22 protein-coding genes and 1 tRNA gene are annotated in these 24,285 nt (G+C 63.4%); 13 read left to right on the top strand and 10 right to left on the bottom strand.

Going from position 1 to position 24,285, the window contains the following annotated elements; all coding sequences use genetic code 11:
* Positions 1 to 8 precede the first annotated feature (8 nt).
* Together ACWNC0_RS20875 and ACWNC0_RS20870 are read left to right on the top strand one after the other, a co-directional pair.
* Entirely contained in the window at positions 9 to 2,021 is a 2,013-nt protein-coding gene (locus ACWNC0_RS20875; RefSeq protein WP_449474371.1) for a TonB-dependent receptor plug domain-containing protein, read from the top strand.
* Between the two features lie 132 nt (positions 2,022 to 2,153).
* A complete protein-coding gene (locus ACWNC0_RS20870) occupies positions 2,154 to 2,864 on the top strand; it encodes a Crp/Fnr family transcriptional regulator (protein WP_449474370.1) in 711 nt (236 codons plus the stop codon).
* Between the two features lie 51 nt (positions 2,865 to 2,915).
* Here the strand turns inward: ACWNC0_RS20870 and ACWNC0_RS20865 are convergent, their stop codons facing one another.
* Together ACWNC0_RS20865 and ACWNC0_RS20860 are read right to left on the bottom strand one after the other, a co-directional pair.
* On the bottom strand, positions 2,916 to 3,857 hold the full coding sequence (locus tag ACWNC0_RS20865) for a GGDEF domain-containing protein (RefSeq protein WP_449474369.1): 942 nt from the start codon (positions 3,855 to 3,857) through the stop codon (positions 2,916 to 2,918).
* A gap of 151 nt (positions 3,858 to 4,008) precedes the next feature.
* Positions 4,009 to 4,083: transfer RNA gene (locus tag ACWNC0_RS20860), tRNA-Thr, on the bottom strand.
* An 86-nt stretch (positions 4,084 to 4,169) separates the two neighbouring features.
* On the opposite strand from ACWNC0_RS20860, the gene ACWNC0_RS20855 reads away from it, so the two are divergent.
* Entirely contained in the window at positions 4,170 to 4,340 is a 171-nt protein-coding gene (locus ACWNC0_RS20855) for a hypothetical protein (RefSeq protein WP_449474368.1), read from the top strand.
* 13 nt (positions 4,341 to 4,353) lie between these two features.
* Here ACWNC0_RS20855 and ACWNC0_RS20850 read toward each other — a convergent pair whose 3' ends face one another.
* The gene (locus ACWNC0_RS20850; protein ID WP_449474367.1) at positions 4,354 to 6,135 is read right to left on the bottom strand and encodes an aminopeptidase P family protein; all 1,782 of its coding nucleotides are present in this window, start codon (positions 6,133 to 6,135) and stop codon (positions 4,354 to 4,356) included.
* A gap of 106 nt (positions 6,136 to 6,241) precedes the next feature.
* Here ACWNC0_RS20850 and ACWNC0_RS20845 point away from each other — a divergent pair, with 106 nt between their 5' ends.
* The 3 genes from ACWNC0_RS20845 (at position 6,242) to ACWNC0_RS20835 (ending at position 9,490) form a co-directional block, all read left to right on the top strand.
* On the top strand, positions 6,242 to 8,302 hold the full coding sequence (locus ACWNC0_RS20845; RefSeq protein ID WP_449474366.1) for a S9 family peptidase: 2,061 nt from the start codon (positions 6,242 to 6,244) through the stop codon (positions 8,300 to 8,302).
* Positions 8,303 to 8,384: 82 nt separating this feature from the next.
* On the top strand, positions 8,385 to 8,783 hold the full coding sequence (locus ACWNC0_RS20840; protein WP_449474365.1) for an acyl-CoA thioesterase: 399 nt from the start codon (positions 8,385 to 8,387) through the stop codon (positions 8,781 to 8,783).
* A gap of 89 nt (positions 8,784 to 8,872) precedes the next feature.
* Positions 8,873 to 9,490: a hypothetical protein gene (locus ACWNC0_RS20835; RefSeq protein ID WP_449474364.1), complete on the top strand. Its 618-nt coding sequence runs from the start codon at positions 8,873 to 8,875 to the stop codon at positions 9,488 to 9,490.
* A gap of 52 nt (positions 9,491 to 9,542) precedes the next feature.
* Here the strand turns inward: ACWNC0_RS20835 and ACWNC0_RS20830 are convergent, their stop codons facing one another.
* The 6 genes from ACWNC0_RS20830 to ACWNC0_RS20805 form a co-directional block, all read right to left on the bottom strand.
* Complete coding sequence (locus tag ACWNC0_RS20830; RefSeq protein ID WP_449474363.1) at positions 9,543 to 9,818, bottom strand: hypothetical protein; 276 nt, start codon at positions 9,816 to 9,818, stop codon at positions 9,543 to 9,545.
* Between the two features lie 11 nt (positions 9,819 to 9,829).
* The gene (locus ACWNC0_RS20825) at positions 9,830 to 11,689 is read right to left on the bottom strand and encodes an ABCB family ABC transporter ATP-binding protein/permease (RefSeq protein ID WP_449474362.1); all 1,860 of its coding nucleotides are present in this window, start codon (positions 11,687 to 11,689) and stop codon (positions 9,830 to 9,832) included.
* 187 nt (positions 11,690 to 11,876) lie between these two features.
* Positions 11,877 to 12,716, bottom strand: a complete 840-nt coding sequence (dapD, locus tag ACWNC0_RS20820) for a 2,3,4,5-tetrahydropyridine-2,6-dicarboxylate N-succinyltransferase (RefSeq protein WP_449474361.1) — start codon at positions 12,714 to 12,716, stop codon at positions 11,877 to 11,879.
* Positions 12,713 to 13,384 (bottom strand): pyrimidine 5'-nucleotidase, encoded by a 672-nt coding sequence (locus ACWNC0_RS20815; RefSeq protein WP_449474360.1) that lies wholly within the window; start codon positions 13,382 to 13,384, stop codon positions 12,713 to 12,715. The genes dapD and ACWNC0_RS20815 overlap by 4 nt, the downstream gene beginning before the upstream one ends.
* A 211-nt stretch (positions 13,385 to 13,595) precedes the next feature.
* Positions 13,596 to 14,471 carry an LOG family protein gene (locus ACWNC0_RS20810; RefSeq protein WP_449474359.1) on the bottom strand — a complete coding sequence of 292 codons (876 nt, stop codon included), beginning with the start codon at positions 14,469 to 14,471 and terminating at the stop codon, positions 13,596 to 13,598.
* Between the two features lie 19 nt (positions 14,472 to 14,490).
* On the bottom strand, positions 14,491 to 15,186 hold the full coding sequence (locus ACWNC0_RS20805; protein WP_449474358.1) for an extensin family protein: 696 nt from the start codon (positions 15,184 to 15,186) through the stop codon (positions 14,491 to 14,493).
* Between the two features lie 159 nt (positions 15,187 to 15,345).
* Here ACWNC0_RS20805 and ACWNC0_RS20800 point away from each other — a divergent pair, with 159 nt between their 5' ends.
* The 7 genes from ACWNC0_RS20800 (at position 15,346) to ACWNC0_RS20770 (ending at position 22,797) form a co-directional block, all read left to right on the top strand.
* The gene (locus ACWNC0_RS20800) at positions 15,346 to 16,506 is read left to right on the top strand and encodes a phosphoserine transaminase (protein WP_449474357.1); all 1,161 of its coding nucleotides are present in this window, start codon (positions 15,346 to 15,348) and stop codon (positions 16,504 to 16,506) included.
* 148 nt (positions 16,507 to 16,654) lie between these two features.
* Positions 16,655 to 18,235 (top strand): phosphoglycerate dehydrogenase, encoded by a 1,581-nt coding sequence (gene serA, locus ACWNC0_RS20795; RefSeq protein ID WP_449474356.1) that lies wholly within the window; start codon positions 16,655 to 16,657, stop codon positions 18,233 to 18,235.
* An 85-nt stretch (positions 18,236 to 18,320) separates the two neighbouring features.
* Positions 18,321 to 19,448 (top strand): ATP phosphoribosyltransferase regulatory subunit, encoded by a 1,128-nt coding sequence (locus ACWNC0_RS20790; protein ID WP_449474355.1) that lies wholly within the window; start codon positions 18,321 to 18,323, stop codon positions 19,446 to 19,448.
* A 130-nt stretch (positions 19,449 to 19,578) separates the two neighbouring features.
* Positions 19,579 to 20,868 carry an adenylosuccinate synthase gene (locus ACWNC0_RS20785; RefSeq protein WP_449474354.1) on the top strand — a complete coding sequence of 430 codons (1,290 nt, stop codon included), beginning with the start codon at positions 19,579 to 19,581 and terminating at the stop codon, positions 20,866 to 20,868.
* A 4-nt stretch (positions 20,869 to 20,872) separates the two neighbouring features.
* Positions 20,873 to 21,055, top strand: coding sequence for a hypothetical protein (locus ACWNC0_RS20780; protein WP_062113188.1), 183 nt, complete (start codon positions 20,873 to 20,875; stop codon positions 21,053 to 21,055).
* 174 nt (positions 21,056 to 21,229) lie between these two features.
* Positions 21,230 to 21,799 (top strand): NADPH-dependent FMN reductase, encoded by a 570-nt coding sequence (locus ACWNC0_RS20775; protein ID WP_449474353.1) that lies wholly within the window; start codon positions 21,230 to 21,232, stop codon positions 21,797 to 21,799.
* A gap of 113 nt (positions 21,800 to 21,912) precedes the next feature.
* Complete coding sequence (locus ACWNC0_RS20770; protein WP_449474352.1) at positions 21,913 to 22,797, top strand: bestrophin family protein; 885 nt, start codon at positions 21,913 to 21,915, stop codon at positions 22,795 to 22,797.
* A gap of 3 nt (positions 22,798 to 22,800) precedes the next feature.
* Here ACWNC0_RS20770 and ACWNC0_RS20765 read toward each other — a convergent pair whose 3' ends face one another.
* Positions 22,801 to 24,132 carry a dicarboxylate/amino acid:cation symporter gene (locus ACWNC0_RS20765; RefSeq protein ID WP_449474351.1) on the bottom strand — a complete coding sequence of 444 codons (1,332 nt, stop codon included), beginning with the start codon at positions 24,130 to 24,132 and terminating at the stop codon, positions 22,801 to 22,803.
* Between the last annotated feature and the right edge of the window lie 153 nt (positions 24,133 to 24,285).

Here is a 24,285-nt window from a genome sequence, read left to right as displayed (position 1 = left end):
GCGGCGCCATGAAAGCCGCGCGCCTTTGCCTATTGCCTGCATTGCTGTCCTCTGCCGCGCTCGCCCAACCGGCGGCATCTGACAATGCGCAGGCACGCATCGTCATCACCGGAGCGGGCTTGCCCCTTCCGCCCGGCACGCCTGCCTATGGGTCGGTGGAGATCGAACGGCAACGCCTGCTAAACAGCGCGTCCGGCAGGATCGAAAGCATCCTGACCGACGTATCCGGGTTCCAGCAGTTTCGCCGGTCGGACAGCCGGTCGGCAAACCCCTCGGCCCAAGGGGCAAGCTTGCGTGCCTTGGGTGGCAATGCGTCCAGCCGCACGCTGGTGCTGCTGGACGGCGTGCCGATGGCCGACCCGTTTTTCGGCTACATCCCTTTCAGCGCGCTGGTGCCCGATCGGCTTTCAGGCGCACGCGTGACGCGTGGGGGCGGCGTCGGCGCTTTCGGATCGGGCGCGGTCGCAGGGACCATCGAACTGGCAAGCGCCACACGTGAACAATTGCCCATGCTGGCCGCCAGCGCCCTTTATGGCAGCCGCGACGCGACCGAACTGTCCGCCAGCCTCACGCCTGATCTTGGCGGCGGCTTCGTCTCCCTCTCCGGCCGTTGGGACAGAGGAGATGGCTTCCAAACTACGCCATCGGACCAGCGCGTTTCAGCGACGGTTCCTGCCGCCTATGACAGTTGGTCGGCCAATCTGCGCGCCGTGGTTCCGGTTTCCGCCAACGAGGAACTGCAATTCCGCACGACGCTGTTCCACGACGATCGGACGCTTCGCTTTCGTGGCGCGGACAGTGTAAGCGAAGGGCAGGATGCAAGCATCCGCTATGTGTCGCGGGGCCGGTGGCAGGTCGACGCCCTTGCCTATGTTCAGGCGCGCAACTTTTCGAACATCGTGATTTCCTCCAATCCGCCTTTCCGCAAGACGCTGGATCAGCGGAACACGCCTTCCACGGGCCTTGGTGGCAAAGTCGAACTGCGGCCGCCTGTTGGCCCGGACCATCTGCTGCGCATCGGCGTGGACAGCCGCTTCGCCAGCGGCGACATGTTCGAGGATGCCTACAGCGCTGTCACCGGATTGGTCACCGCGCGCCGCCATGCGGGGGGGCGACAACTCACCACGGGCATGTTCGCCGAAGATGACTGGACGCTGGGTCGCCTTGTCCTGACTGGAGGGGTGCGAGCCGACCGTTGGACGATATCCGACGGCTTCTTCCGCGCGGCGGGTGCTGGCGCGACCGACCGGGATTTTAAAAATCGCTCCGACTGGCAGATGTCGGGCCGGGCTGGGGTACTATGGCATGCCGGGGAGGGGATTGCCGTGCGAGGCGCGGCGTATACCGGCTTCCGCTTGCCGACGCTGAATGAGCTTTACCGGCCTTTCGTCGTCTTTCCGGTCACGACGCAGGCCAACGACGCTCTGGTGCCCGAGAAGCTGAAGGGGATCGAGGCCGGGATCGATGTCAGCCCCGTCAAAGGCATGACCTTGTCGGCAACCGCCTTCTATAACCGGCTGGACGACGCGATCGCCAACGTCACGATCGGCACCAATCTGCGCAAGCGGGAAAATGTCGATGCCATCGTGGCCAAGGGGGTCGAACTGAGCGCTATCGGCAAGATAGGCTCGCTCTTCCTGTCCGCCTCCTATGCCTACAGCCACAGCGTCGTTCATGCGCCGGGCAGCCTGTTCGACGGCCTTTCCCCTGCCCAGACGCCCCGCCACGCCGCCAGCACGACATTGGCCTGGCAGCCCCGGCGCGGATCTAGCCTGTCGGCCACCCTGCGTTATGTCTCCGCCCAGTATGAAGACGATCTTCATGCCGATCGCCTGCCGGGCGCCGTGACGGCCGACGCCGTCGCTCGCTTGCCGATCGGTCACGGCGTCCAACTCATCCTGCGCGGCGAAAATCTGTTCGATGAAGATGTCGTCACCCGCCGCGTCACCACCGGCACGGGGGTGTCGGAGGACCTCGGCGCGCCACGTACCTTGTGGGTCGGACTGACCCTCAACCGCTGAATCTTACGCTTCTTGCTCCACTTTAAAGAGGGCAGACGCGCGCTTTGCTAGAGCGGCCGGAACGATCCGATCCGAGGTTCCGTGCGCGCAATTTTCGATGACTCTTCCCCGCCAGCTTTTTCGACGGCCCGATTGGCTGAATTTCGGTCGCCAAGCCCGGCGGAACTGGAAATTTTCTCCAGCCTCGCAGGCCCGGTTCAGCAGATCGCGCGCAACCGGACGATACGGCGGGAAGGGGATACCCCCCAGTCAATCTATATGCTGCTGGAAGGCTGGGCGATCAGCAGCATGACACTGGCCGATGGCGGGCGGCAGATATTGAAGGTGCATTTGCCCGGCGACATTCTGGGCACGCCCAGCATGGCGCTCGACCGGGCGGCGGAGACTTTGACGGCGCTCACGCCCGTCAAGCTGCGCACGATCAGCCTGTCGGCCTTTGGCGGCCTTTTCACCCGCGCGCCGCACATGGCGGCCCTCATGTTCCTCAGCGTGCAGCAGGAACGCGTCATGCTGATGGACCGGCTATGCTCGATCGGCCGCACTTCGGCCGAATCCCGCCTCGCCGACTTTCTGGTCCACCTGCATGGCCGCCTGAACGTGGTTCAGCGGGGCACCGGGCCGCGCTTCGAGCATCCGCTGACGCAGGAACAGATTGGCGACGTCATCGGCCTTACCGCCGTCCATGTGAACCGCGTCTTCCGCGCGCTGGAGGACAAGGGACTCATCCTGCGGGACGGCCACATGATCGAACTGCTCGACATTCCGGCCCTGCGCAAACTCAGCGGCGTACCGCCCCGTACACTCGCGCGGGATTTGAGTTGGCTGCCAAAGCCGCTGCCATGACCTGTGTCTGCCATGCTCCAGGAAAAGCCGGGAACGCGGCAGGACCGCCCGTCATCCCATCAGGATCATGTTCCGCCCCTGCGCCTTGGCCCGGTATAGCGCTGCGTCGGCATCGTTGAGCGCGCCTGCCCAATCCGCACCTTCGTTGACCAGCGCGACGCCCGCCGAAAAGGTTATGGCGCCCATCGGCTCATCGGTGTCACGCAGCCTGAAGGCTCGTTGGCCGAGGTCGCGCCGGGCTGTGTCCAGCAACTCCACGGCCTGTTCTGGCGCCAATCCCTTCATTACCACCAGAAATTCCTCGCCGCCCCAGCGGCCCACCAGTTGGCCACCACAGCTTTCGACTAGGGAAGTTGCGACCATCTTCAGCACCCGGTCGCCGACCGAGTGGCCATATTGGTCGTTGACGCGCTTGAAATGATCGACGTCGCAGATCGCGACGGCGAAGGAGCGTTTCGCGCTTTTCAGCTGGTCCATCGCCGTTTCCAGCGCCCGCCGATTAAACAGACCGGTCAACGCATCAAGGTTCGCGTCATGGCGCGCGGTGTCGAGTTCCTGCCTTAGGACCTCCACCTCCCTTGCTGCTGCGGCCAGATCCTGCTCGGCCCGCAATGAGCGTTCGATCATGTCGGAAATGACAAGGCCCACGCCAGCGACGTCTTTGTCCGCCAGCTTTTCATAACCGATGTTGAGGTCCCGGTTGAAATCTCCGGTCCGTTCTGCCGCGCTGTTGGCGACTTCGGCCAGCCGCAGGAGTTGATGCCGGGTCTGGTTTCTCAGGGCGTCGGCGTTATGGGCTGTACCTTGACCGCCAAAGTTGCCGAGACAGCGCACGAAGATGTCGTCCGCCTGCTGCTGACTCATCCTGATGCCGCCATCCGTGGCATCGTTGACGGCTTTCGACAGCGGCTCGTTCGTGCCGCTTTTCAGCACGTAGCCCATTGCATAATTTTGCGGCGTAGGCGCGAGGCTTTGACGTTGAAGAAACGTCAAGACCTCGTGCGCAACGGCTTGTTGCTCGCGCACCTAAAATTCCCCCCGGATTTCCCGATTCCCCGCAGGCGAAATAATATGAATTAAATTACGTAACAATAATCAAAAATAGGAAAATAGGCGAGCATGACTGCTCCAGCCGGTCGGGAAATGGTGCTGCCGGCGAGGATTGAACTCGCGACCTCAGCCTTACCAAGGATGCGCTCTACCACTGAGCTACGGCAGCACTTTCACCATCCCGCAGAGCCTTTCGGGCTGCGGAGCCGGGCCTATGGCCGCGCGCGTCCTGCTTGTCAAGGCGGGTTGCGGCCGATGCCCCAATTTGCTTATGGCGCGGCGATGACCAGTGGACAGGACGATCGCAAGGCACGGCTGGCGCAGGCGCTGCGCGACAATTTACGCCGCCGCAAGGCGCAGGCGCGGGAGGAGGCAGGTCGCGCCACGCCGTCACCAGCCAACCAGAAAGATCAGGCCGACGAATAAGGGTGCGACGCCGTCACAAGGCCGCGCAGGCCTGTTTCAACCATTCCAGCGCGTCACCATCCAGCTGCGGCCCGACAATCTCGACCGCCTTGGCATGATAGGCATCGACCCACGCCCGTTCGTCCGCCGTCAATAATTCCACCGCGATGGCATTGCGATCGATCGGCGCGAAGGTCAGCGTTTCAAAGCCCAGCATCTCCCGCTCGGCACCGGGCACGTCACGCCGCTCGACCAGCACCAGATTTTCGATGCGGATGCCATATTCGCCCGTCTTGTAATAGCCCGGCTCGTTGGACAGGATCATGCCCGGTTGCAGTGGTTCGTCGCCACCTCCGGCTGTCGCAATGCGCTGCGGCCCTTCATGCACCGACAGGAAGCTGCCGACGCCATGCCCCGTGCCATGGGCATAGTCGAGCCCTTCCGCCCAAAGAAACTGGCGCGCCAGAACATCCAGCTGGCTCCCGCGCGTTCCCGCCGGAAACAGCGCCCGGCCAAGCGCGATATGCCCCTTCAGCACCAGCGTGAAGCGCCGCTTCATCTCTTCCGTCGGCGTGCCGATCGCGATCGTCCGCGTCACATCGGTGGTGCCGTCGCGATACTGGCCGCCCGAATCGACCAGATAGAAAGATCCCTGTTCAATCGGCCGATTGGTCTTTTCCTCGACCCGGTAATGCACCACCGCGCCATTGGGACCAGCGCCGCTGATTGTGTCGAAGGACAGGTCCTCCAGCAGCCCGGTCTCCTTGCGGAACGCCTCCAGTCGGGCGGCGGCCGTCAACTCGTCTACGCCACCCTTGGGCGTTTCGACGGCAATCCAGTGCAGGAAACGTGACAGGGCAGCTCCGTCGCGTGCCTGCGCTGCCTTATGCCCCGCAATCTCCACCGGGTTCTTGATCGCCTTGGGCAGCACCGCCGGATCGCGGAGCGACAATATCGTTGCCCCGCCCGCGTCCAGCGCTTCGAAAATCGCCGCCACGGCCCGCTCCGGGTCCGCTGCCACCGTCTTGCCTGCAAAATCTCCCAGCGCCCCGGCAAAGTCCGCGCGCGGATGCACGCGCACTGCGTTGCCCAGATGCTGCACGACCACTTCGTCCATCTTCTCGGGCGCGACATAGAGGTCCGCCGTCGCATCGGCATGCACGATGGCATAGGCCAGCGCGACAGGGGTGCGCGACACATCCTTGCCCCGGATGTTGAAGGTCCAGGCGATGGAATCGAGCGCCGACAGCACCACCGCGTCCGCCTTCTTCGCCGTCAGCCAGTCGGCCATTGCCTGCCGCTTGTCCGCGGCGCTCTGTCCGGCATAGCGATCCTCATGGATCACCAGCCGCGCATCGCTAGGGGCAGGGCGATCGGGCCAGACCGCGTCCACCGGGTTGCTATCCACCGCCACCAGCTCCGCCCCGCGTTCAGCCAGCGCTTCGCTCGCCGCCTTCACCCATGCGCGGGTGTGCAGCCAGGGATCATAGCCGATGTGCCCGCCCTCGGGAGCATGAACGCCCAGCCATGCTGCGACGGAGGTCTGCGGCACGCTTTCATATTGCCAGTGCGCGGCATCGACCTGCTCGCGCACTTGCAGCGTGTAGCGCCCGTCGACAAAGATCGCCGCTTCTTGCCGAAGCACCACCGCGCTCCCCGCCGATCCCTGAAAGCCCGTCAGCCAGGCGAGGCGCTGCGCATATTCGCCGACATATTCGCTCATATGCTCATCGGTCAGCGGCACAACAAAGCCGTCCAGCCGCTCGCGCACCAACTGTTCGCGCAGGGCTTTCAGACGGTCTTCATGGGTCGACATCGCATTTCCTTGATCGAGAACCCTTGCGCAGGGCAGGCTGCCGCCAACATAAGCAGGCCCAGCCGCTTATGCCAGCGCGCCTCCTATACGAGAATCAGGATACTGAATGACCGCCGACAGCACGCCTCCTTCCGCCGCCCGCCGCCCGCACAGCTTCGCCCGCCACGGCATCACGGTGGAAGATCCCTGGGCATGGCTGCGCGATCCGGGTTATCCGGACGTGAAGGACAAGGATGTCCTGTCCTATCTTGAGGCGGAAAACGCCTTTTTCGAAAAGGCGATGGAGCCGCACAAGCGGCTGACCGACGCGCTCTTTGCGGAGATGAAGGGCCGCATCAAGGAAGATGACAGCTCCGTTCCGCAAAAAGACGGCGACTATGTCTATTGGCGGGCGTTCGAAACCGGCGCGCAATATCGCAAATGGTATCGCCGCCCGGTCGCTGGCGGCGATGACCAACTGATCCTGGATGAGCCGTCACTGGCGGAAGGCCATGAATATTTCCGCCTCGGCGCGCTGTCGGTTAGCCCGGACGGCCGCTACCTCGCCTACGCCATCGACAATAATGGGTCGGAACGGTTCGAGGCGCGGATCAAGGACCTGTTCACCGGCGAAATCCTGCCCGAAGTCATCCCCGATACGCTCTCATCCCTTGTCTGGACCAGTGACAGCAAGGGCCTCCTCTACGGCATTGCCAACGACCAATGGCGCACTGACAATGCGCGGCTCCACTGGCTGGGCCAGCCGGTGGATAGCGATGTCGAGCTTTTCCATGAGGATGATGAGGGCTTCCGCGTGTCGGTTGGCCTCACCTCCTCGGAAAAATGGATCGTCATCGCCACAGGCGACCATGTCACCACCGAAAGCTGGTTGCTGCCCGCCGACAATCCCTTGGCTCAGCCGCTGCTCGTTTCCGCGCGCAAGCCCGGCCGCGAATATGATGTCGATGAGCATGAGGACACGCTCTACATCCGCACCAACGACACCCATCCCAACTTCCGGCTGGTAAAAGCCTCGCTGAATGCTCCGGATAACTGGTCGGAAGTGATCGCCGCCGATCCGCATTTCTACCTGACCGATTTCACCCTGTTCAAAAACTTCTACGTCACCGAAGGGCGGCAGGACGGGCTCGACCAGATCGAACTGCGCGATTACGCGACCCACTCGGCCAAGCGGCTTTCCTTCCCGGAGGCGAGCTATTCCGCCTCGCTCGACGACAATCCCGAATATGATGTGACGAAGCTGCGCATCGGCTATGAATCCATGGTCACGCCGGACACCATCTACGACTACCACCTCGGCAACGGCGAGATGGAGGTTCTGAAGGTCCAGGAAATCCCCTCGGGCTACGACGCGACCCGCTACGCAACCGAACGGCTGACCATCCCCGCGCGTGACGGCACGCCCATCCCGGTCTCAATCGTCTATCCCAAGGACCACCCCCGCGATGGCAGCGCGCCGCTCCACCTCTATGGCTATGGCGCCTACGGCATCGCGATGGAACCGGGTTTTTCGACCAGCCGCCTGTCGCTGCTCGACCGGGGCTTTGTGTTCGCTCTCGCCCATATCCGGGGCGGCGATGACCTTGGCCAGCAATGGTATCTGGACGGAAAGCTCGACAAGCGCACCAACACCTTCAACGACTTTGTCGATGTGGCGAAGGGACTGGTCGAGCGCGGCTATACGTCAAAGGGCCGAATCAGCATTTCGGGCGGCTCGGCAGGCGGCGAGTTGATGGGGGCGGTGATCAATAGCGATCCTGACCTATGGGGCGCCGTCGTCGCGCACGTCCCATTCGTCGATGTCCTCAACACCATGCTCGATGAAAGCCTGCCCCTGACGCCCGGCGAATGGCCCGAATGGGGGAATCCGATCGAGGACAAGGCGGCGTTCGAGACGATCCTGTCCTACGATCCCTACAATAATGTGAAGCCGCAATCCTACCCGCCGCTCCTCGTCACCGCCGGGCTTAACGACCCGCGCGTCACCTATTGGGAACCGGCCAAGTGGGTGGCAAAGCTGCGCGCGACCAAAACGGACCAGAATGTCCTGCTGCTCAAAACCAACATGGGCGCGGGCCATGGCGGCAAGTCGGGCCGCTTCGAAAGCCTCCAGGAAACGGCCGAGGAATTTGCCTTCATCCTTTGGCAGCTTGGCGTATCTCAATAGCCAATAATCTCTCCCCTCCCTTTTAAGGGAGGGGTCGGGGGAGGGTGCGAGCGCAGCGAGCCAGCAACGGAGCATCAATATAATGTCCTCCACCTACACCACCCGGATCACCGCAGGCCCCGAGCATATCGACATGCTAGGCCATGTGAACAACGCCGTCTGGGTGCAGTGGATGGAGCAGGTCGCGACCGAACATTGGACCCGCGATGCCGCGCCGAAACATCTCGACGCTTATCTCTGGGTCGTGACGCGGCACGAGATCGACTATCGCGGCAATGTGCGGGAGGGGGAGGTGGTTACCGCCCGCACCTGGATAGCGGAAGCGCCGCGTGGCGCGCGCTTCGACCGGCACATGGAGTTCATCGGCCCGGACGGCAAGGTCAAGGTCAGCGCCAAATCCACCTGGGCGATCATCGACCGGACAAGCGGCCGCATCCTGCGCGTGCCGACCGATGTAGCCGCCCCTTTTCTGCCAGACTGACGGCAGCCCGTCTCTCTCCAGCAACCGCGCATCCGGAACCCGGTTCATTCCGGCACGTTACCCGGCTCTCAACAGTCTCAGGAGAGAATATGCGTAAATCCGGCTACTCCCTACGCGCTCTTGCCGCCGCTTCGGCGCTTTTCCTCGCGAGCGGTCCCGCGCTCGCAGGCGATGAAGAACAGGCGCTCAAGGCCATCGCGCAGGCGCAGGGCAAGATCGACGCCGCCGCCAAGCTGCAGGCGGGCCAGTTCGATCCGGCCGTTCTCGCCAAAGCTCAGACTTCGCTCCGCCTCGCCCAAGAACGGCTCAAGAGCGGCAAGGAACAGGATGCCATCAAGGCTGCGGTCGAAGCGCAGGGCTTTGCCGACACCGCCATCGGCCAGAGCCAGGTGAGCGTCAAGACCGATGCAGAGGTTCAGGCCTCCACCGCCGCCGCCGCGCAGCAGGATGCCGCCGCCGCCAATGCGCGCGCTGACGCGGCCGAACGTGCCGCCGTTTCCGCTGCTGCCGACGCACGGGCCGCTCGGGCCGCCGCTGCGACTGTCCCGGCGGCCACCACCGTCACTACCGAAACCGTGAAAAGCGCGCCGGTGGCAACCGTCCGCAAGGCCGCGCCGGTCAAGCGCAAGATCGTCCGCAAGAAGACGTCCGCGCCCGCGCGTGCCACGGTTGTCGAAAAGACGACAACGACCGTCACCAACCGCTGATAGCTGGAAGGCAAGCGGCCTCGCGTTCCAAACCGGGGCCGCTTGCCTAACCTTAGGAGAAGATGCCCACGGCGCCTTCCGCCCATAGCAACATCGCCACGATGAAGACGGCACCGGCCCACAACAACCGCCGCCCGCGCCCAGTAATTAGCCGCGCACCGAGCTGATAGATCAGCACGGCGCTGACGAGCAGCACGCCCGCTACAAGAAAGTCATGGCCCGTCCAGCGCACCTCATTGGTGAATTGCATTGCGACCAGCGGTACCATCAAGATGATCGCGATCGCCGCCCAAGGTGCCAATCGCCAGCCGCGACCGCTGTCCGTCATCTGCCCCATCCTCAACCCGTCCTCATCGAGGCTTCCCTGACAGCGATGCCGTCATCGATCACCGGATCTGAGGGCATCTCCTCTCGCTCTGTCGCTTGGCGCGTCCACATCGCGGCATAGAGTCCATCGGCCCGCACCAGATCAGCATGGCGTCCGCGTTCCACGATCCGTCCCTGATCCAGCACGATGATCTCATCTGCGTCCACCACCGTCGACAGGCGATGCGCCACTACCAGTGTCGTTCGCTTGCGGGAGATATTGCGCAACACGTCCTGAATTTCCGTCTCCGTGCGGCTGTCGAGCGCGCTTGTCGCCTCGTCCAGCACCAGCACGGGCGGGTCCTTCAGCAGCGTGCGGGCAATCGCCACGCGCTGCTTTTCGCCCCCGGACAGCTTCAGCCCGCGCTCACCCACGCGCGTATCATAGCCCTGCGGCAGCCGCATGATGAAATCGTGGATGGAGGCAGCCTTGGCCGCTGTCTCGATTTCCGCCTGCGTCGCGCCTGCACGGCCATAGCCGATATTATAGCCGACCGTGTCGTTGAACAGCACCATGTCCTGCGGCACGATGCCGATCGCGGCGCGCAGGGATGCCTGCGTAACCTGCGCGATGTCTTGCCCATCGATTAGGATGCGGCCACCCTGAATGTCATAGAAACGGAACAGCGTACGCGCGATGGTGGACTTGCCCGCACCCGAAGGCCCGACGATCGCCAATGTCCGTCCGGCTGGCACGGCGAAGCTCACATCATGCAATATCTCGCGATCGGGATCATAGCCGAAGCGCACATGATCGAAGCGTACTTCCCCCGCGTGGACGTGCAGCGCCGGGGCGTTCGGCGCATCGGCGATCTCCGCCTCCGTATCGATCAGCTTGTACATCGCCTCCATGTCGATCACGCCCTGCCGGATCGTGCGGTAAACCATGCCCAGCAGATCGAGCGGCCTGAATAGTTGGCTAAGTAACGTGTTAACCAGCACCACGTCGCCGGTGGTGAAGCTGCCTTTGCTCCATCCCCACACTGTATAGCCCATCGCGCCCGCCATCATCAGGTTGGTGATCAGCGATTGGCCGATATTCAGCCAGGCAAGGCTGTTTTCCGATTTGACGGCGGCATCGGCGTAACGCCGCATCGCCCTGGAATAGCGCGCCGCCTCACGACTTTCCGCGCCGAAATATTTGACCGTCTCGAAATTCAGCAGGCTGTCCACCGCATGGGCGACCGCGTTGGTATCCATGTCCACCATGTCGCGGCGCAGCTGATTGCGCCACTCTGTAATGGTGCGGGTAAACCAGATGTAGAGGCCGACCATCGCCAATGTCGCAACGACGAGGCCCGGCCCGAACTTGACGAAGAAGATGACGCAGACCGCCGCCAGTTCCAGCACCGTCGGCGCAATGTTGAACAGCAGGAAATACAGCATCGTGTCGATGCTCTTGGTCCCCCGCTCCACGATCTTGGTGACCGCGCCCGTGCGCCGATCAAGGTGAAAGCGCAGCGACAGCCGGTGCAGATGCTTGAAGACATCATCGGACAGCCGCCGCCCGGCCTCCTGCCCAACCCGCTCGAACACCGCATTGCGCAGATTGTCGAACAGCACGCTCCCAAACCGCGCGCCCGCATAGGCGACGACCAGGGCTACGGCGAGCGCTACGCCCGGTTCCAAACCCGGCGCCATCCGGTCGACCGCGGCCTTATAGGCGAAGGGCATCGCCAGGCTGATGACCTTGGCGAATATCACCAGCAGCATGGCAATGGACACGCGCCGCCGCAGCGCCGGGGCGTCTGCGGGCCAGAGATAGGGCAGAAACCGCCGCAATGTAGCCCAAACGGGCGGAAGGGGGGTGTTGTCAGGCGTGGATGGCGGCATCGGGGGAATGTAGGCGACCGGCGCCCATCTTATAAGCCCCTCCCTTTCAAGTTCAAACGAGGCACGTGACTCGTTTGAAGGGCTGGGGTGGGTGCGATCATGTAATGATCGCCGGCAACCTTTCGGTCAGCACGCTCGCTTCGCTCGCCCCCACCCCCTCCCGCTTGCAGGAGGGGAGTAGTGTCGCTTAATCCCGCAGCAACTCGTTGATCCCGGTCTTCGACCGCGTCTGCGCGTCCACGCGCTTCACGATCACCGCGCAATAAAGGCTCGGCCCCGGTGTGCCGTCAGGCAGCGGCTTACCCGGCAAGGACCCCGGCACGACCACCGAATAGGGCGGCACTTCGCCGATGAACACTTCGCCGGTGGCGCGATCGACGATCTTGGTCGACATGCCGATGAACACGCCCATCGACAGCACCGAGCCCTTGCCGATGCGCACGCCTTCAACGACTTCCGACCGCGCGCCGATGAAGCAGTCATCCTCGATGATCACCGGATCGGCCTGCAACGGCTCCAGCACGCCGCCAATGCCAACGCCACCCGACAGGTGGACGTTCTTGCCGATCTGCGCGCAGCTGCCCACCGTCACCCAGGTGTCGACCATCGTGCCTTCATCGACAAATGCGCCGATATTGACGAAGCTCGGCATCAGGATGACATTCTTCGCGATATGCGAACCCGCACGGGCGAAACTGCCCGGCACCGCACGGAAACCGGCGGCGCGAAACGACGCTTCGTCCCAGCCCGCAAACTTGCTCGGCACCTTGTCCCACCAATGGCCAGCGCCGGGGCCATTGTCGATCATGGCATTATCGTTGAGGCGGAAGGACAGAAGAACCGCCTTCTTCGCCCATTGATTAACCTGCCAGCCCTCCGCCGTGGGTTCAGCAACGCGCAGTTCGCCCTTGTCCAGCATCGCCAGCGCCTTGTCCACCGCCTGGCGGACTTCGCCCTGCGTGGTCAGGCTCACATTGGCCCGGTCCTCCCAGGCGGCGTCGATGGTGGCGATCAGATCTTGGCTCATGGTCTTGTCCCCAGAATGTCGGCCAAAAATGGCGTCAGATGGTCGGTTTCGAAATCGATAAAATCCGGATGATGCTCGTGATTGCCTGCTTCAGAGCCATTATTCACCCAGATGGTGGACATGCCGATCGCCTTGGCAGGCTGCAGGTTGCGCGCCATGTCCTCGAAGAAAGCGGCGCGGGTAGGATCGACGCCATGGACACGGCACAGCTCGGCATAGCCCGACGGATCGGGCTTCGGAATATATTGGCAGGCATGGATGTCGTGGATCAGCTCGAAAGCCTGGCCAAGGCCCAGTTTATCCAGAACCCGCTGCGCATAATCCGCATCGCCATTGGTGAAGATCAGGCGGCGGCCGGGCAGGGCAGCGATATGCGCATTCAGCGCCTCATCCACCTCCAGCCGATCCATGGAAATATCATGCACATAGTCCAGGAAAGCGCGCGGCTCGATGCCATGATGATGCATCAGCCCCGATAGCGTCGTGCCATGTTCCATGAAATAGCGCTTCTGCGTGGCCTTCGCGACGTCCGGGTCACAGCCCAGCAGCCCTTGAATAAACTCGCCCATCTTCACGTCGATCAGCGCGAACAGGTCCGCCTTCGCCGGGTACAGCGTATTGTCCAGATCGAAGATCCAGCAATCGACATGATCAAGCTCGGCACGCATGGCCGCGCCCTAGTCTTCACAACCCCAAGAGGCAACATCTAACCCTTCTCCCCCATGGGGAGAAGGATACGAAGCCTTGGCCCGAAAGGCCTTAGGCGAAGTTGGATGAGGGGGAAGGGGCTAGGCGTCATCTCTCGCCCCTCTCCAGTTCCGACTAGGCGCTTCGCACCAAGTCTCCACATCCTCTCCCCTGAAGGAGAGAGGACAAGCATCAGCACCCCGGCACTTCACTATCCTGATAAAAAGTCTGCACAGCCTCCCACGCATCCTCGGCCGTCTCGACCCAGGTCAGCAAATTCAGGTCCGAAGGCGAAATCACCCCCTCATCCGCCAGCGCTTCGAAATCCACGACCCGTGTCCAAAACTCCCGCCCGAACAGCAATATCGGGATGGGCTTCATCTTCCCCGTCTGGATCAGCGTCAGCAGTTCGAACATCTCGTCAAACGTGCCGAACCCGCCCGGAAACACAGCCAAAGCCCGCGCCCGCAGCAGGAAATGCATCTTCCTGAGCGCAAAATAGTGGAACTGGAAGCTCAGTTCCGGCGTCACGAAACGATTGGGTGCCTGCTCATGGGGCAGCACGATGTTCATCCCGATCGTCTGCGCGCCCACATCCGCCGCGCCGCGATTGGCCGCCTCCATGATGGAAGGGCCGCCGCCCGAACACACCACGAAGTGGCGGCATCCCGCCTCATTCACCGGATATTGCGCCGCCATCCCCGCCAGCTTGCGCGCTTCTTCATAATAGCGCGCCTTCTTCCCCAGATTCTCCGCGATCCGCCGCTGGTCGGGCGTCGTGGCGGCGTCGATCCGCGCCTGCACTTGGCTTGGCTCCGGGATGCGCGCCGACCCATAAAAGACGAAAGTGGATTCGATCCTCGCTTCGTCCATCAACAGTTGCGGCTTCAACAGTTCCAATTGAAACCGCACCGGCCGCAAATCCTCGCGCAGCAAGAACTCGGTATCCTGAAAAGCCAGGCGGTAGGCGGCGCTGGTGGTTTGCGGGGTGTCCACGCCTTTCTGGGCATCGGCGGCTTCCTGCCGGGCGGGACGGAATTTGCGTTCTTCGATTTCTTTTCTTGTCATTCAACCCAACTTAGGAAGGTCAGCGGCAAAAGCCACCTCTTCCACCCATATCGAAATGAAAATGGTCATGATGCGCGACATTATAGTCGGGGCTGAGCACCGTGCGGAACCGCTTGCAGGCGCTCGCTCTGACTACCTCCAGAAACTGCCGCGTCTGCCGGTCGCCATTCCATCCCTGCTCTATGGTGATCCGCCGCCCGTCTGACAGGACAAAGGCCGACACATCCACCGCATTGCTGTGCGCATGTTCGGACAGCCTGCCGCTGCCAGCGATCGGCCGACAATTATAGGTGCCGAAAGTCTCGATCCGCTCGATCTCCGCGCCCAGGATCAGCCGCGCCGCAGGCTGAACCCCATAGCGCGCCCATGCCGCGAAATTGGCGGCCAGCCCGCATGTCATCGCGCCCAGATTGGTGGCAGGCACGCCGATGTCGAGCAGCTTGACGCTGCCCATCGCCGAACAGCCGCCGCCGAAATTCTGATCGGGCAGGGGCGTGAACAGCACCGATTGCGATTGCAGCTTCACCAGGCACTGGCGCAATTCCATCGGCGAAGGCGCGGCAGGGCGGGCGCTCTTTACAGGCTTGGACGGACGTTCCACCCGCCCGCGCGGGACGAGGTCCCCGCCGCACGATGCCAATGTCATGCACAGCGCCAGCAGAGCCGCTTGGCCCGCGCCGCGTATCGCCGCTTTCCCCCTGACCCGCTCGTTCATGATCAACCATTTACCATGGCTTACACAATTGAGGGTTAACGAGCGCAACGGTTCGTCGCATCCAGACATTCAGCTTGACTCTTCCCCTGCGATCTTTAGGGCGGCCAGCGGGCCACGCGGTCCCAACGCCGCGCGAGCTCTCTGCAAGGAGAAGCGTACATGACTGATGTTACCGCCGCCGACGCCACTATTGCGCCCGCGGCCAAGCCGACGAATAAACCGGCTCGCCCCTATTTCTCTTCCGGTCCCTGCGCCAAGCCTCCGGGCTGGAGCGCCGACAAGCTGAGCGCTGAATCCCTCGGCCGCTCGCACCGCGCCAAGATCGGCAAGACCCGTCTTGCCTACTGCATCGACCTGATGCGTGAACTGCTGAACCTGCCCGAAACTCATCGCATCGGCATCGTGCCGGGCTCCGACACCGGCGCCTTCGAAATGGCGATGTGGACGATGCTTGGCGCCCGCCCCGTCACGACGCTGGCGTGGGAAAGCTTCGGTGAAGGCTGGGTGACCGACGCCGCCAAGCAGCTGAAGCTCGATCCCACGATAGTCCGCGCCGACTATGGCCAGCTGCCTGACCTTGGCACCGTCGATTTCTCGAACGACGTTCTCTTTACTTGGAACGGCACGACCTCGGGCGTGCGCGTGCCGAACGCCGACTGGATCCCGGCGGATCGCGAAGGCCTGACCTTCGCCGACGCCACCAGCGCAGTCTTCGCGTACGAGATCGACTGGACCAAGATCGACGTCGCCACCTTCTCCTGGCAGAAAGTTCTCGGCGGCGAAGGCGGTCATGGCGTGCTGATCCTCGGCCCCCGCGCGGTGGAGCGCCTCGAAAACCACACCCCCGCCTGGCCGCTGCCGAAGGTCTTCCGCCTGATGGCGAAGGGCAAACTCGCAGAAGGCATCTTCAAGGGCGAGACGATCAACACCCCCTCCATGCTGGCGGTCGAAGACGCGATCTTCGCGCTGGAATGGGGCAAGTCGCTCGGCGGCCTCAACGGCCTCATCGCGCGCAGCAACGCCAATGCGGCGGCGCTGAACAAGATCGTCGAGGAGCGTAGCTGGCTCGGCCATCTCGCCGCCGATCCGGCGACCCGCTCGACCACCAGCGTCTGCCTGACGGTCGAAGGCGCGGACGAAGCTCTCATTAAGAGCATGGCTGGCCTACTGGAAAAGGAAGGCGCGGCCTATGACGTCGCGGGTTACCGCGACGCCCCGGCGGGCCTGCGCATCTGGTGCGGCGCGACGGTAGAGACCGCCGATATTGAAGCGCTCGGCCCGTGGCTCGACTGGGCCTACGCAACGGCCAAGGCTGCTTAACAAACCTCTCCCCATATCCCCGTCATCCCGGCGAAAGCTGGGATCTCAGGCCTCTAGGTTCGACCTAGTCGCCTGAGATCCTGAAACGAGGCAAGTGACTCGTTTCAGCTTTCGTCAGGATGACGAATTGCAAGAAAGGCAATTCGTCATGCCCAAGGTACTCATTTCCGACAAGATGGACCCCCGCGCCGCCGCGATCTTCCGCGAACGTGGCTTGGAAGTCGATGTAATCACCGGCAAGACCCCGGAAGAACTCAAGGCGATCATCGGCCAATATGACGGCCTCGCCATCCGCAGCTCGACCAAGGTGACCAAGGAAATCCTGGACGCCGCGCCTAACCTCAAGGTCATCGGCCGCGCAGGCATCGGCGTCGATAACGTCGATATCCCCGCGGCTTCGGCCAAGGGCGTGATCGTGATGAACACCCCGTTCGGCAACTCGATCACCACCGCCGAACATGCCATTGCGCTGATGTTCGCGCTCGCCCGCCAGTTGCCCGAAGCCAACGCCCAGACGCAGCAGGGCCTGTGGCCCAAGAACGGCTTCATGGGCGTTGAAGTCACCGGCAAGACGCTGGGTCTGATCGGCGCGGGCAATATCGGCTCGATCGTCGCCAGCCGCGCGCTTGGCCTCAAGATGAAGGTGGTCGCCTTCGACCCCTTCCTCACCCCCGAGCGCGCCGTTGAAATGGGCGTGGAAAAGGCCGACCTCGACACGCTGCTGGCGAAGGCGGACTTCATCACGCTGCACACGCCGCTGACCGACCAGACCCGCAACATCCTGAGCAAGGAAAACCTCGCCAAGACCAAGAAGGGCGTGCGCATCATCAACTGCGCCCGTGGCGGTCTGGTCGATGAAGCCGCGCTCAAGGAAGCGATGGATTCGGGCCATGTCGCTGGCGCCGCGCTCGACGTGTTCGTGCAGGAACCGGCCAAGGAATCGCCGCTGTTCGGCACCCCCAACTTCATTTGCACCCCGCATCTTGGCGCATCCACCGACGAAGCGCAGGTCAATGTCGCGCTTCAGGTCGCCGAACAGCTCAGCGACTATCTGCTCGACGGCGGCATCACCAACGCGCTGAACGTGCCGAGCCTGTCCGCTGAAGAAGCGCCCAAGCTCAAGCCCTATATGGCGCTGGCGGAAGAACTGGGCAGCCTCGTTGGCCAACTCGAAGGCGACCGCATTCAGGGCGTCTCGGTCGAGGTCGAGGGCCATGCCGCCGAACTCAATCAGAAGCCGATCACGGCGGCGGTCCTCGCTGGCCTGATGCGCGTCTATTCCGACACGGTGAACATGGTCAACGCACCCTTCCTCGCGAAGGAACGCGGCCTCGATGTCCGCGAAGTGCGTCACGATCGCGAAGGCGACTATCAGACCCTCGTCCGCGTCACGGTAAAGACCGAAGCAGGTGACAAGTCGGTGGCTGGCACCCTGTTCGGCCACGGCAGCCCGCGCCTTGTCGAGCTGTTCGGCATCAAGGTCGAAGCCGACCTTGAAGGCCACATGCTCTACATCGTCAACCAGGACGCACCCGGCTTCATCGGCCGTCTCGGCTCAACGCTCGGCGAAGCAGGCGTCAACATCGGCACCTTCCACCTCGGCCGCCGCAGCCAGGGTGGTGAAGCCGTGCTGCTGCTGTCGGTTGATGGCGCGGTCAGCGAAGCCGTGCTGAACGACATCTGCAAGCTCGCAGGCGTGAAGACGGTGAAGCTGTTGAAGTTCGCCTGATCCTGAACAAACTCCGTTCGGTTCGAGCTTGTCGAGAACCGAACGGAGGCTGGATAATCTGGCCGATCTTGCTAAAGGCCAGCGCATGACCATCCCACCCGGCCTCCTTCCCGAAGGACTCTCCGACCGCCTGCCGCCGCAGGCCGAAGCCTCCGCGCGCCTCGCGCGCCGCGTGCTCGATACCGTGGCGTCCCATGGCTATGAGCGCGTCATGCCGCCGCTCGCCGAGTTTGAGGAAACGCTGGTCAGTCGCCTCAAATCCATGCGCGCGCAGGACCTTGTCCGTGCCGTCGATCCGGTGTCGCAGCGCAGCTTGGCGCTCCGCCCCGACATGACCGCCCAGGTCGGCCGTATCGCCGCCACCCGCCTCGCCAGCGCGCCCCGTCCGCTGCGCCTGTCCTATGGCGGCCCGGTCATCCGGCTGAAGGCCAACCAACTCCGCCCCGAACGCGAACGCCTGCAAGTCGGCGCCGAACTCATCGGCAGCGATAGCGTCGCCGCCGCCGTCGAGATCGTCAACGTAGCGATCGAGGCGCTGCAAGCCGCGGGCGTCACCGGAATCACGATCGACTTCACCCTGCCGGACCTGATCGACAGCCTAGCCGCCGGACCCCTCCCGCTCGCAGGCGAAGAAATCGAAGCCGTCCGCGCCGAACTCGACGCCAAGGATGCAGGCGCGCTCGCTGCGATCAGCCCTGCGGCTGCCGCCTATCTCCCACTGATGGAAGCGACCGGCCCCTTCCACCCCGCGATGGAAAAGCTCGAAGCGCTGAGCGCCCAGCTCGGCGGCGTGATCGACAGCCGCATCGCGGGCCTGCGCGCCATCGCCAAGCCGATCGGCTGGGACATCACGCTGACGCTCGACCCGACCGAACGCCACGGCTTTGAATATCAGAACTGGTTCGGCTTCTCGATCTTTGCGGAAGGCTTCATCGGCGAGATCGGCCGGGGCGGCAGCTACGCCATCACCCGCGCGGACGGGTCGGAAGAACCGGCGATCGGCTTCTCGCTCTACCCCGATCCACTCATCGACGCGGGTTTCGGCGCGGAAACGCCTCAGCGCCTGTTCCTGCCCCTGCACCATGACGAAAGTCGCGCCGCGCAACTTCGCGCTGACGGCTGGCAGACCGTCGCAGCCCTCACAGGCCAGGAAAATGGCGAAGCTCTGCGCTGCACTCATTGGCTGGATGGCGACGAACCGCGCCCTTACTGACTTGACGGACATGGGGCAGCGCCGCTAACGCGCCCCCGCATAGGGCGATCTCGCCCACTCGATCCCACCGGCATGCCGAGTCCCGTCGAAGGGCATGGCCGGTCCCCGCGGCGGGCGGAGGACTGTATCTGTGGCTAACGTGACCGTGATCGGCGCCCAATGGGGTGACGAAGGCAAGGGCAAGATCGTCGACTGGCTGTCGGAGCGCGCCGATGTCGTCGCCCGCTTTCAGGGCGGCCATAATGCGGGCCACACGCTGGTTGTGGGCGAAAAGGTCTACAAGCTCTCGTTGCTCCCCTCGGGCATCGTGCGCGGCACGCTCAGCGTCATCGGCAACGGCGTGGTCCTCGACCCCTGGCACTTCCGCGATGAAGTCGCGAAGCTGAAGGGGCAGGGCGTCGAGATCACCCCCGAAAATCTCCAGATCGCCGAAACCTGCCCGCTGATCCTGCCCTTCCACCGCGACCTCGATGGCTTGCGCGAAGACGCATCGGGCGCGGGCAAGATCGGCACCACTCGTCGCGGCATTGGCCCTGCCTATGAAGACAAGGTCGGCCGCCGCGCCATCCGCGTCTGCGACCTCGCCCATCTGGACGATCTCGGCCCGCAACTCGACCGCCTGACCGCCCATCACGACGCCCTGCGCGCCGGTTTCAACGAAGCGCCGATCGACCGCGACGCGCTGATGGCGGACCTCCGCGACATCGCGCAGTTCATCCTCCCCTTCGTGAAGCCCGTCTGGCTGACGCTCAACAAGGCGAAGGCGGCAGGCCAGCGCATCCTGTTCGAAGGCGCGCAGGGGACCTTGCTCGACATCGACCACGGCACCTATCCCTTCGTCACCTCGTCCAACACGGTCGCGGGCACGGCGGCGAGCGGCACTGGCCTTGGCCCCAATGGCGCGGGCTTCGTGCTCGGCATCGTCAAAGCCTACACCACTCGCGTTGGCTCCGGTCCCTTCCCGACGGAACTGGAGGACGAAACCGGCCAGCGCCTTGGCGAGCGCGGCCATGAGTTCGGCACCGTCACCGGCCGTAAGCGTCGCTGCGGCTGGTTCGACGCCGTGCTGGTACGCCAGTCGGTCGCCGTCTCGGGCGTCACCGGCATCGCGCTCACCAAGCTCGACGTGCTGGATGGCTTCGACACGCTGAAAATCTGCGTCGGCTACAAGATCGGCGACCAGACCTACGACTATCTCCCCGCCCATGCGCAGGATCAGGCGAAGGCGCAGCCCATCTACGAAGACATCGAAGGCTGGCAGGACACGACGGCGGGCGCCCGCAGCTGGGCCGACCTGCCCGCGCAGGCGATCAAATATATCCGCCGGATCGAGGAGCTGATCGGCTGCCCGGTCACGCTCGTCTCCACCAGTCCCGAGCGCGAGGACACCATCCTCGTGCGCGATCCCTTCGCGGATTGATCCGATGGCAGGCGATCGCTTCGAGCGTCACAAACAGCCCTGGACGGCGGATGAGCTGCAAAAGCTCCATTCTCTGGCGAAAAAGGGCATGGCACTGAAAGCGATCGCCAAGGCCCTGACCCGCAGCGAGGAGTCGGTAAAAGCCCGCGCCAAGCAGGACGGGCTTTCGATAGCGAAGTTGCGGTAAAGGCCATCGAATCCCGTCATGCCAGCGAAAGCTGGCATCTCGGGCCTCACGCCGTGCCCTCTCTCCTGAGATGCCAGCTTCCGCTGGCATGACGAATGAAGGGGTGAGCCGATATGCTGGACGCGCGCTCATGCCGATGCGACAAACCTCCCTTTACAGCAAGGGAGCGCCGCCATGTCCCTCAACCTCCTCGTCCTCTACGGCTCCTACCGGCGTAACCGCATGGGCATCCGCCTCGCCGACTATCTCATCAACGGCTTCCAGCAACTCGGCCACATGCCCGAACTCATAGACGCGATGCAGGTCGGCCTTCCCATGCTCGACCAGCGCTACAGTGACTACCCGCCCGGCCAGGCCCCCGCAGCCATGGCCGCGCTTGCCGACCGCCTCACCGCTGCCGATGCCTTCGTCTTCGTGACCGGCGAATATAATCGCGGCGTTCAGCCGGGCCTCAAGAACCTGGTGGATCATTATCTCAAGGAATTCGACCGTCGCCCCGCCGCCATCGCCAGCTATTCGGCGGGCCGCTATGCCGGGGTCAACAGCCACGCCGCCTGGACGGTGACGCTGTCCGCCATGGGCATGGCCGTCATCCCGGAACGTTTGAGCGTCGGCCAGATCGCCCAGACGCTTGATGAACAGGGACAGCCCCAGGGTGACGGCGGCGCGGCGCTCGAACGCGGTTTTGCGGGTTTCGCGAGCAGCCTCATCTGGTGGGCGGAAGCGGCGAAGGCAGCGCGCTGACCTCCCCCCGTTGCAAAAAGGGCGTAACGCGCAGCCGGTAAATTGTCCCCCGCCCGCATCCAAAGGAGGGCCGCTTTGTTTATGCCCTCCTGTGCTGAAATCCGGAGAAATGCATGATCGTCAATGCCGCGCCCAGCCTGCGCCAGATTGCGAGTGAAGTTTGGAAGCCGCTCGCCCTGTTGTTCATCTGGGACTGCGCGGTCACGATCACCTATTTCATCCTGCCCTTTCGCGCGCCACCGCTGCCGCTTACCCTGTTCGGCTCGGCGCTGGCGCTCTTCCTCGGCTTTCGCAGCAACTCATCCTATCAACGCTGGTGGGAAGGGCGCATTCTTTGGGGCGCGATGATCAACGCCTCGCGCAGCCTGGCGCGCGCCACGCGCAACTTCCTGCCCGATCCCGAAGCGCGGGACCTGAAGCGAGAGATCATCAAACGGCAGGTCGCCTATGTGAACGCCTTGCGATGCCAGTTGCGCCGCCAACCCTTCGATGATCGGGTCACCGGCTTTATCGAGGAACGGGACAAGGAGCATGCGCTGGCGCGCACCAATCCAGCCAATGGCCTGCTGGACAGCGCCGGGCGCCGGATCGACATCGCCCGCCGGGAAGGATGGATCGACACTATCCAGCAAACGCAGATGGAAAAGACGCTGGTCGATATCTCCAATGCGCAAGGGGGCATGGAGCGGCTCAAGAACACGCCGTTGCCTATCCAATATCGGTTCCTGCCGACGCTGTTCACGCATCTCTTCTGCGTATTGCTGCCGATCGGGCTGGTGGAAACCCTCGGCCTTGCGACGCCGCTGGGGTCGACGGTGGCGGGCCTCATGTTCCTCGCCGTGCTGCGGATTGGCGATGATCTGGTCGATCCTTTCGCGGGCAGCGTACATGACGTGCCACTCTCCGCCATGTGCCGCACGATCGAGATCGACCTGCTCCAATCCATCGGTGACGATGCGCCTGCACCGGATCAGCCGGTTAGGGGCATATTGTGGTAGCGGTCAGCTTCGCGGTTCTTCGTCCACCATGTCCGACGCCAGCTCCAGCCCAGCGCGGCCATGCGCGGGCGTATGGGCCGGGGCCTTGGGATGCGGCACATAGTCGGGTTCCTCGACCTCCAGCATGCCTTCCCATTTGGTGATGACCGACGTGGCGATGGCGTTGCCCAGCACGTTGGTCGCGGTGCGGCCCATGTCCATGAAATGATCGACGGCCAGGATGAAGGCGATGCCTTCCACCGGCAGGTCGAACTGCCCCAGTGTCGCCGCAACGACGACGAGCGAGGCGCGCGGGACGGCGGCGATGCCTTTGCTCGTCACCATCAGGACCAGCAATATGGTGATCTGCGTCGCGATCGGCAGGTCGATGCCATAGGCCTGCGCGATGAAGATCGTGGCGAAGGTCGAATACATCATCGACCCGTCGAGATTGAACGAATAGCCAAGCGGCAGCACGAAGCTGTAGATGCGCCGGGGCACGCCGAACCGATCGAGCTGCTCCAGCATCTTGGGATAAGCCGCCTCCGACGATGCCGTGGAAAAGGCGATCAGCAGCGGCTCGCGCACATATTTGATCAGCTTGACCATGCGCCGCCCCAGGAAGATCGCACCCGCGCCACAGAGCAGCAGCCAAAGCGCGAGGAGCGACAGATAGAATTCGCCGACCAACTCGCCAAAGGTCTTGAGCACGCCCAGCCCCTCGGTCGTGATCGCCGACGCCAGCGCCCCGAACACGGCAAGGGGGGCAACGCGCATCACATAGCCCGTCACTTGCAACATCAATTCGACCATCGCCTCGATGACGGTGACGATCGGCTTGCCCTTCTCGCCAATGGCGGTCAGCGCGACGCCCACGAACAGCGAAAAGACGACGATCTGGAGGATCGAATTTTCCGCCATCGCGCCCACCATGGAGGTGGGGAAGACGTGCAGGACGAAATCCCTGAAATTGAGCGCCTCGGTATTCACCCCGGATTGCGCGCCTGACCGGACCAGGTTCAGCCCTTCACCCGGCGCGAAGAAATTGACGAAGAAGAGGCCCAGCGTCAGCGAAATCAGGCTGGCGATGATGAACCAAGCCAACGCCCGCCCGCCGATCCGCCCCAACGCCGCGCTGTCGCCCATATGCGCGATCCCCGCGACCAGCGTCGAAAACACCAGCGGCGCGATGATCATCTTGATGAGGTGCAGGAAAATGTCGGCCAGCAGGTGGAAATATCCTGCCACATCCTTGGCAAGGGTCTTGTCGGCTCCGACCCACAAATTGGCCGCAAAGCCGGTGAGAACGCCCAGGATCATGCCAGCAAGAATGAAGGCCGTCAGTCGATTCCGCATGCAACCCCTCTTAGCCGTGCTGGCCTCACATCTAACAGGCGCCGACCGGAACGCCTATCCTGTTGAACGAACGACGACAGCCTTATCCTCCCTGCGCCGGAGGCGTGGGGAGGGGAACAGCCAAAGGCTGGTGGAGGGGAAATGCGCAACGCT

It is taken from the genome of Sphingobium chungangianum, from assembly GCF_977014255.1.
The sequence above is the reverse complement of the archived record's forward strand: the minus strand, read 5'-3'. Positions and strand labels throughout refer to the sequence as shown.